Source organism: Actinomadura logoneensis (assembly GCF_003428695.1).
Lineage (GTDB): Bacteria > Actinomycetota > Actinomycetes > Streptosporangiales > Streptosporangiaceae > Spirillospora > Spirillospora logoneensis.
Window position 1 is genome coordinate 1 of the sequence record NZ_QURH01000963.1, and the last position, 8,403, is coordinate 8,403.

The 8,403-nt window shown below is 73.7% G+C and carries 10 protein-coding genes; 8 read left to right on the forward strand and 2 right to left on the reverse strand.

Annotated elements, in window-relative coordinates; all coding sequences use genetic code 11:
* On the forward strand, nucleotides 1–713 hold a 713-nt coding region (locus tag DZF91_RS32605; protein ID WP_147341496.1), incomplete at its 5' end, for a polysaccharide deacetylase family protein.
* A 101-nt stretch (nucleotides 714–814) separates the two neighbouring features.
* On the opposite strand, the gene DZF91_RS32610 is transcribed toward DZF91_RS32605, so the two are convergent.
* On the reverse strand, nucleotides 815–1,705 hold the full coding sequence (locus DZF91_RS32610) for a hypothetical protein (protein ID WP_235834737.1): 891 nt from the start codon (nucleotides 1,703–1,705) through the stop codon (nucleotides 815–817).
* A 44-nt stretch (nucleotides 1,706–1,749) separates the two neighbouring features.
* Between DZF91_RS32610 and DZF91_RS32615 the strand changes: the two genes are divergently transcribed.
* The 6 genes from DZF91_RS32615 to DZF91_RS32640 all read left to right on the forward strand — a co-directional run bounded on the left by DZF91_RS32615 (nucleotide 1,750) and on the right by DZF91_RS32640 (nucleotide 6,815).
* Complete coding sequence (locus DZF91_RS32615; protein ID WP_117360904.1) at nucleotides 1,750–2,586, forward strand: 2,3,4,5-tetrahydropyridine-2,6-dicarboxylate N-succinyltransferase; 837 nt, start codon at nucleotides 1,750–1,752, stop codon at nucleotides 2,584–2,586.
* Between the two features lie 173 nt (nucleotides 2,587–2,759).
* Nucleotides 2,760–3,818: a succinyl-diaminopimelate desuccinylase gene (gene dapE / locus DZF91_RS32620; protein ID WP_117360898.1), complete on the forward strand. Its 1,059-nt coding sequence runs from the start codon at nucleotides 2,760–2,762 to the stop codon at nucleotides 3,816–3,818.
* Between the two features lie 22 nt (nucleotides 3,819–3,840).
* Nucleotides 3,841–4,623, forward strand: coding sequence for an LOG family protein (locus DZF91_RS32625; RefSeq protein ID WP_117360905.1), 783 nt, complete (start codon nucleotides 3,841–3,843; stop codon nucleotides 4,621–4,623).
* The gene (locus tag DZF91_RS32630) at nucleotides 4,623–5,213 is read left to right on the forward strand and encodes an LOG family protein (RefSeq protein WP_117360899.1); all 591 of its coding nucleotides are present in this window, start codon (nucleotides 4,623–4,625) and stop codon (nucleotides 5,211–5,213) included. Before DZF91_RS32625 ends, DZF91_RS32630 begins: the two co-directional genes overlap by 1 nt.
* Nucleotides 5,214–5,478: 265 nt before the next feature.
* A complete protein-coding gene (locus DZF91_RS32635) occupies nucleotides 5,479–6,135 on the forward strand; it encodes a hypothetical protein (RefSeq protein ID WP_147341497.1) in 657 nt (218 codons plus the stop codon).
* A 104-nt stretch (nucleotides 6,136–6,239) separates the two neighbouring features.
* The gene (locus DZF91_RS32640) at nucleotides 6,240–6,815 is read left to right on the forward strand and encodes a DNA-3-methyladenine glycosylase I (protein ID WP_117360901.1); all 576 of its coding nucleotides are present in this window, start codon (nucleotides 6,240–6,242) and stop codon (nucleotides 6,813–6,815) included.
* Between the two features lie 106 nt (nucleotides 6,816–6,921).
* On the opposite strand, the gene DZF91_RS32645 is transcribed toward DZF91_RS32640, so the two are convergent.
* Nucleotides 6,922–7,719, reverse strand: coding sequence for an enoyl-CoA hydratase/isomerase family protein (locus DZF91_RS32645; RefSeq protein WP_117360902.1), 798 nt, complete (start codon nucleotides 7,717–7,719; stop codon nucleotides 6,922–6,924).
* A 382-nt stretch (nucleotides 7,720–8,101) separates the two neighbouring features.
* Between DZF91_RS32645 and DZF91_RS32650 the strand changes: the two genes are divergently transcribed.
* Nucleotides 8,102–8,269 (forward strand): DUF3117 domain-containing protein, encoded by a 168-nt coding sequence (locus tag DZF91_RS32650; RefSeq protein WP_083952185.1) that lies wholly within the window; start codon nucleotides 8,102–8,104, stop codon nucleotides 8,267–8,269.
* The last annotated feature ends 134 nt before the right edge of the window (nucleotides 8,270–8,403 follow it).

Below are 8,403 nucleotides of genomic sequence, written 5' to 3' on the forward strand. Positions count from 1 at the left end.
CGTCGCGCTCGGCGCGCGCGGACGGCCGGCACCGCGGCGGGACGAAGCCGGGGGACCGGCCCGCCCCGCCGCCGGACCCGGGGTACGCCCACGGCCGGCCCATGCAGGCGCTGCACAACCCCGTCCGCAGCCTCTACGACCTCGCCCCGGCCGCGCCGCCCAACGCGGTCGCGCTGACCATCGACGACGGCCCGCACCCGAAGTACACGCCGATGATGCTGGACCTGCTCGCCGCGCACGGCGTGAAGGCCACCTTCAACATGATCGGCGAGCAGGTGGTGGAGCAGCCGAAGATCGTCCAGCGGATCGTCGCGGACGGGCACCAGATCGCCGACCACACCGTCACCCACCCGCTGAACCTGCCCGCGCTGCCCACCGCGCGGATCACCAAGGAGATCGGCGAGGCGCACGACCAGATCGCGCAGATCGGCGGGGTCGCGCCGAAGTTCTTCCGCTCGCCGGGCGGCAACTGGTCGCAGGCGGTGTTCGACGTGGCCGCGCAGCACCAGCTGATCTGCGTGGACTGGAAGATCGACCCGCGCGACTGGGCGCGTCCGGGCATCGCGAAGATCACCAGTTCGATGCTGCGCGCCCAGCCCGGCGACATCCTGCTCTGCCACGACGGCGGCGGCGACCGGACGCAGACCATCGACGCCCTCAAGGCCGTCCTGCCCAAGCTCAAGCAGCGCGGCCTCCAGTTCGTCGCCCTCTGACCCAGCCCCCCGCCGCCCGGCTCGCCCTCGCCTCCGCCGCCTCGAAGGCGACCGGACGGCGACCGGACAGCGACCGGCCTGACCTGCGGAGACGGCAGTGATCAGCGGATGATGACGGAGTCGGACGGGGCCTTCGGGTCGTGGGTCCAGCCGTCGTGGCCGTCGGTGGCGCGCCAGTGCCGTCCGGCGAAGCGGACCTCGCTCAGCCCGAACGTCTGCGCGTGCGTGACGGCCCAGGACGCGACGGCCCAGCCCGTCCGCTCGTTGGTGGCGCGCACCGCGTCGTAGTCGGGCGCGGCGGGCGCGACGACCTGGAGGCGGCTGCCGAACGCGCGGCGCATCTCCCGGACGGCGTCCGCGCGGCGCGCGTCGGTGCGCTTGTTCGGCGGGTACCAGCAGCGGACGGCCGCGGGGGAGCGTCCGCCGAACGCCTGCGCCAGCACCTTCGCGTCGCCCTCGTGCTGCGCGTAGGCGTTGCCGTCGGCGCTGCGCTGCACCCGCTGCGCGGCGTCGTGCAGGTCGAGGTCGAGGTAGTCCTTGACCTTGACCAGCGCGTCGAGGAACTTGCTGGTGGACTGGACGGGGTCGCGCAGCTTGTCCGGGGAGCCCCAGCCCTGCGAGGGCCGCTGCTGGAACATGCCGACCGAGTCGCGGTCGCCGCCCGCCAGGTTGCGCATGTGCGACTCCTGGATGGCGGTCGCGTACGCGATCACGGCGGCGCGCTCCGGCAGCCCCTTGCGGGCGGCCACGCCCGCGATCGTCGACGCGTTCGCCGCCTGGTCCAGGTCGAGGGGCATCTTGCCCTGTGCCGTGCGCACCTCGCACCCGGAACCGTGCAGGTAGGGACGGGCGCGCGTGTACAGCACCCACCCGGCGGCCGACAGCGCGACGGCGGCGACGAGCGCCACGATCCACCAGCGCCGCCGCCGCCCACTCCGCTCGCCGCCCGCCCCCTCCCGGGGGCCGGATCCCAGCTTCGCCCAGACAGCCACGCCCTGACCGTACCGGGCTCCGGCCGTCGGTAAGCTCAATGTCCATGACCGAGACGTTCACCAGCCCGATCTCCGCCGCCGTCGACGAGCTCTGGGAGCGGCGCGCCGAGCTCGGGCCGGACGACACCGAGGCCCGCGCGGCGATCGTCGCCGCCGTGGACCAGATCGACGCCGGCGAGGCCCGGGTCGCCCTGATCGACCCCGCGACCGACGAGGTCGTCGTGGACGAGCGCGCCAAGCGCGCGATCCTGCTGAGCTTCAAGGTGCTCGGCATGGTGCGGTCGCAGGTGGGCGACTTCCAGTACCACGACCGCATCCCGCTGAAGAGCCGCCTGGACGGCGTCCGGGTGGTGCCGGGCGCCATCGCCCGCTGGGGCTCCTACCTCGCCCCGGGCGTGGTCCTGATGCCGTCGTTCACCAACATCGGCGCCTACGTCGACTCCGGCACGATGGTCGACACCTGGGCGACCGTCGGGTCCTGCGCGCAGGTCGGCAGGAACGTGCACCTGTCCGGCGGCGTCGGCATCGGCGGCGTGCTGGAGCCGCCGAACGCCAAGCCGGTGGTGATCGAGGACGAGGCGATGATCGGCTCCCGCTCGATGATCGTCGAGGGCGCGCGGGTCGGGAAGGGCGCGGTCGTCGGCTCCGGGACGAACCTGTCGGCGTCCATGCCGGTGATCGACGTCGAGACGGGCGAGGAGATCAGCCGGGGCCGCATCCCCGACTGGTGCGTCGCCGTCGGCGGCACCCGCACCAAGGAGTTCAAGGGCGGCAGCTTCGGGCTGCCCGCCGTCCTGGTGCTGAAGCGCCTGGAGCCGGGCCAGCGGCACGACAAGGCCGCGCTCAACGACATCCTGCGCGACCACGGCATCAACACCTGACGATTCCCCGCCCCGCCGCGCACACCGCACCGGTCCGCAGGTGCTCCGGGCTCAGCCCGGCTGTGGGCCGGCCCCGGGGCCTGAGGGCCGGGCCGGGAGCGGGAGGGCGCGGGCGGGTCCGACACGCCGGGGGGCGGTCCACGCGGCCGTCCCCTTTGCATAGGGTTCCGGGCATGACCTCTCTCGATCTCCAGATGGACGTGCGGGACCTGACGGCGGCGATCGTCGACATCGAGTCGGTGAGCGGGAACGAGAAGGCCCTCGCGGACGCCGTCGAGGCCGCGCTGCGGGAGCTGCCGCACCTGGAGGTCGTCCGGGACGGCGACTCGGTCGTCGCGCGCACCCGCCTCGGCCGTGCCGAGCGGGTCCTGCTCGCCGGGCACCTCGACACCGTCCCGCTGAACGGGAACCTGCCGTCCCGCCGCGAGGGCGACCGGCTCTACGGCTGCGGCACGACCGACATGAAGGCCGGGGTCGCGGTGCAGCTCAAGCTGGCCGCCGCGCTGCCGGAGCCGTCCCGGGACGTCACCTACGTCTTCTACGAGTGCGAGGAGGTCGAGGCCGACCGCAACGGGCTGAAGCGGATCGCCGAGACCCGGCCCGAACTGCTCGCCGCCGACTTCGCCGTCCTCATGGAGCCGACCGGCGGCCTCATCGAGGGCGGCTGCCAGGGCACGCTGCGCGTCGAGGTCACCGCGCGCGGCGAGCGGGCGCACAGCGCGCGCGCCTGGATGGGCGAGAACGCCATCCACGGCGCGGCGGAGATCCTGGATCGGCTCCGCGCGTACGAGCCCGCGCGTCCCGTGGTGGACGGCCTGGAGTTCCACGAGGGCCTGAACGCGGTGTTCATCAGCGGCGGCGTCGCGGGCAACGTCATCCCGGACGAGTGCGTCGTCACCGTCAACCACCGCTTCGCGCCGGACAAGTCCGAGAAGGAGGCCGAGGAGTACGTCAGGTCGTTCTTCGACGGCTTCGAGGTGAAGCTCGTGGACTCGGCCCCGGGCGCCCGGCCGGGCCTGGACCGTCCGGCGGCCCGCGCGTTCGTCGCCGAGACCGGCGCGGACGTCCGCGCCAAGCTGGGCTGGACCGACGTCGCCCGGTTCGACTCCCTCGGCGTCCCGGCCGTCAACTACGGCCCGGGCCACCCCACCCTCGCGCACACCAGGGACGAGTACGTCGAGCTCTCCCTGATCACCGACGCCGAGTCCCGCCTGCTGGCCTGGCTAAGGTGAGGTCATGAAGCGCGAGATCCGCATGAGGAGGCAGGGGCCGGCGACCCTGCGAGGAAAGGCCATCCCCCCGACGACCACCGACCAGCGGCTGCTGGACCGGCGCGGCCCCACCGACTGGGTGCACGCCGACCCGTGGCGGGTGTTGCGCATTCAGGCCGAGTTCGTGGAGGGTTTCGGGCTGCTCGCCGAGCTGCCGAAGGCCGCCTGCGTGTTCGGCAGCGCCCGGACGAGGCCGGACAGCCCCGAGTACCGGCTCGGCGAGGAGATCGGCGCCAAGCTGCACGAGGCGGGCTACGCGGTGATCACCGGCGGCGGTCCCGGCATCATGGAGGCCGCCAACAAGGGCAGCCACGACGCGGGCGGCCTGTCGGTCGGCCTCGGCATCGAGCTGCCGTTCGAGCAGTCGCTGAACGACCACGTCGACATCGGCGTCCAGTTCCGGTACTTCTTCGTCCGCAAGACGATCTTCGTGAAGTACTCCCAGGCGTTCGTGGTGCTGCCCGGCGGCTTCGGCACCCTGGACGAGCTGTTCGAGGCGATCACCCTCGTCCAGACCGGCAAGATCACCCGGTTCCCGATCGTGCTGGTCGGCACCGAGTACTGGAGCGGCCTGCTGGACTGGATGAAGCAGACCGTGCTGCCGGCGGGCAACATCTCCGCCGACGACCTCGACCTCATCCACCTCACCGACGACCCCGACGATGTCGTCCGGGTGATCGTGGAGGCGCACGAGGAGGAGGCGCGCAAGCACGAGGAGACCGAGGCCGTGGCCGAGACGGCGCGGCGCGCCGGGGACCCGTCCTGATGGGCCTCGCGGTCTGCGTGTTCTGCGCCTCGTCCACCCGCATCGACCCCGTGCACGTCGAGTTCGCCGAGCGGGTCGGGCGCGAGCTGGCCCGGCGCGGCCACACCCTGGTCAGCGGCGGCGGCCGGATCTCCTCGATGGGCGCGGTCGCGCGCGGCGCCCGCGCCGGGGGCGCCCGCACGATCGGCGTCATCCCCGAGGCGCTGCGCCACGTGGAGGTCTCCGACGAGGACAGCGACGAGCTGGTCATCACCCCCGACATGCGGTCCCGCAAGGGCGAGATGGACCGGCGCAGCGACGCGTTCCTGGTGCTCCCGGGCGGCATCGGCACGCTGGAGGAGCTGTTCGAGATCTGGACGTCCCGGACGCTCGGCATGCACGACAAACCCCTGGTCGTCCTCGACCCGCTCGGCGTGTACGACCCGCTGCGCGAGCTGGCCGAGAACCTGACCGAGCTGGGCTTCGCCCGGCCGAAGGTCTTCGACGCGATCGGCTGGACGGCCGACCTCGACGAGGCCCTCGACCTGCTGGAGCGCTCGCGCCCCCGGATCGACGCCACCCCGGAGGACTTCACCGAGGCCCAGCCGTAGCGGTGGCCGCTGGCGGCGCCGCCATAGGCGGCGACGCTGCGGTAGGCGGCGACGCTGCGGTTGGCGGTGGCGCTGCGGCGGCGGACGGTGTCGGCATGGGGCGTCCTCGGGGCATCGGCGGGTCGTCCACGCCGCGGGCGGCCCGGGGGAGACCCGGTTTCGGGCGATGCGGTGCCGGGCCCGGCCGCGGGGCGGCCCGCACGCGGGCGTCCGGCATGGCACGATCGTCATGCGGGACACGGACACAGACGGGAGCAAGACCTTGGTGATGGTGGTCCTCGTGCTGGCGGGCGTCGCCGTGCTGGCCGCCGTCGTCGTGCTCGCGACGGGGCGCGGCGGCGAGCTGGGCCGCACGCATCCCGACGTCCCGCCGCTGCCCCTGGGGAGCGGGGCCCCCGTGACCGGGCCCGAGGTCGCGATGCTGCGGCTCCCGCGCGCCCTCTGGGGCTACCAGATGCCCATGACCGACGAGGCCCTGCACCGCCTCGCCTACGCCCTCACCGAGCGGGACGCCCGGGTCGCGGCCATGGAGCAGCAGATCGCCGACCTGCGCCGCCGCCTGGCGGACGCCGAGCACGCCGTGCACCCCGAGCACGCCGTGCACCCCGAGGGGCCCGTCTCCGGCCCGTCCGGAGCCTGGGCGCTGCCGGGGGAGGCCCCGGAGACGGTCACGGACGTCCCCGCCGACACCGACCCGCACGGCTTCGACGCGGCCACCGACGAACTCGACCCGTTCGAGGACGACGGCCCGGACCGTCCCGAGGAGTCACCCGGCGCGTCCGGGGGCTCCGAGCCGTCCGGCGGGACGCGCGAGGACGGCCACGAGCGGTTCCCCGGCCATCCCGGCCGGGACACGTTCGGCGGCGGCCTGTTCGAGGGCCGCCGCGAGCTGCTGGAGAACGAGAAGCCCCGCAAGCTCTGACCCGTCCCCCGTCCCCCGGCGGCCGACTGGCGGATTTCCGCCCTCGAGGTCGGGGCCCTCGCCGCGCGGTCCGTTCTGTCGGGGGAATGAGGTAGAACGGGCGGGTGAATACCGCGGTCATCGGCGAGGACGGGCTCGCCCGCTGCCCCTGGGGCCTGTCGGCTCCCGCGTACGTCGCCTACCACGACGAGGAGTGGGGCCGTCCGGTCCGGGACGACCAGGGGCTCTACGAACGGCTCTGCCTGGAGGCGTTCCAGTCCGGGCTGAGCTGGCTGACGATCCTGCGCAAGCGGGAGGGGTTCCGGGCGGCGTTCGCGGGCTTCGAGATGGAGAAGGTCGCCGCGTTCGACGAGCACGACGTGGAGCGGCTGATGGCCGACGCCGCGATCGTCCGCAACCGCGCGAAGATCGACGCCGCGATCGGCAACGCCCGCGCCGCGCTGGAGGTGCCCGGCGGCCTGGCCGAGCTGATCTGGAAGTACGCCGATCCGGACGCGCCCGTCCCCGAGTCGATGGACGACGTCCCGCCGTCCACGCCCGCCTCCAAGGCCCTGTCGAAGGAGCTGAAGCGGCACGGCTTCCGCTTCGTCGGCCCGACCACGGCGTACGCCCTGATGCAGGCGTGCGGCCTGGTGGACGACCACCTGGCCGCCTGCCACCGCCGCGGCGCCTACCTCTGACCCCTGCCGAGACCGCGCGCCCTGACGTCCTCCGACGCGGTGAAGGGGCGCGAGGACCGCGCCCGGAGTCCGGGCGCGGTCCCGGTCCGCCGAGCCGGGCGTGAGGTCAGCGGCCCTCGAACGCCGGGGTCTCCTTCTTGAGGAACGCCTCGGTGGCGTTCCTGTGGTCGGCGGTCTCGGCGAGGGCGTCCTGGAGGTCGGCCTCGCGTTCGAGCGCGGACGGCAGGTCGTGGGCGGCGGCGTGCGCGAGCGCCTCCTTGATCGCGCCGAACGCGACGGTGGGGCCGGCCGCGAGGGTCCGGGCCAGCTCGGTCGCGGCGGGCAGCACCTCCTCGGCCGGGACGACCCGGTTCACCAGGCCGAGGGCGAGCGCGTCCGGGGCGCGCAGGGGCTCGCCGAGCAGCAGCAGTTCGGCCGCCTTCGCGCGGCCCACCAGGCGCTGGAGCGTCCAGGACAGGCCGCTGTCGGGGCCGAGGCCGATCTTGCTGAACGCGGTGGCGAAGGACGCCTTCTCGGCGGCCACCACCAGGTCGCAGGCGAGGACGAGGGACATCCCGGCGCCGACGGCCATCCCGTTCACGGCCGCGACGACGGGCTTGCGCATGCCGGTGATCGCCTCGACGGTGGGGTTGTAGTGCCGCCGCAGGGTGCCGTCGAGGCCGCGGCCGGCGGCGAGGTTGTCCGCGTGCTCGCGCAGGTCCTGGCCGGCGCAGAAGGCGCGTCCGGAGCCGGTGAGCACGACCGCGCGCACCGCGGTGTCCGCGGCGGCGCGCTCGACGGCCGCGCGCAGCGCCTCCTTGGTCGCGGCCGTCAGGGCGTTCATGCTCTCGGGACGGTCGAGTGTGATCGTCGCCACACCGGACTCCACCTCGTACCGCACCGGTTCGGTCGTCGCCTCGGACATCCTCGTCCTCACAATCTGCTCACGGTCTCGCCTCCGCCACCTTTGACGACCTTCCCCCCGGAGGGCAAGCCCCCGTGCCTTTTCCGGGAGCGGTGTTCGGCGTGGCGAGCGGCCTTCCGGGGCCTTCCGGAGCCCTTCGGGAACCGCGGCGGCGGCGTTCCCGCCGGGCCCCCGATTCCCGGACGAAACGGTTGGTAGGTAGCGCCCCAAAAGGGGATGTTTTGGGGCGAGTCCCGCGATCTGGAGGCTGATCGTTACCACTTCGCGCTCGGAAGGCGAGATAATGGACCACCACTACTGATGACGCGGATGCACAGGCGGCCAGGCGGCCAACGGTGCCCGATAGGCCCCACGCGGTCCTGGGCAGGAAGGGGATGCACGCATGGCGGCGATGAAGCCGCGGACGGGAGACGGTCCGCTCGAAGTGACCAAGGAGGGACGCGGCATCGTCATGCGGGTCCCGCTCGAAGGCGGCGGCCGTCTCGTGGTCGAGCTCTCCGCCGACGAGGCCAAGGAGCTCGGCGAGGCTCTCAAGCAGGTCGTGGGCTGACCTCCCATTCGCTTCGGCGTTGACGGCGGGTCCCGGCGGTGACGCCGGGGCCTTCGCCGTACTCGGGCCCGCGCGGCCCCGCGCCCGGCCGTCCCGGCCCGCCGTCCGGACGCCGCCGACCACGGCGGCCGGGC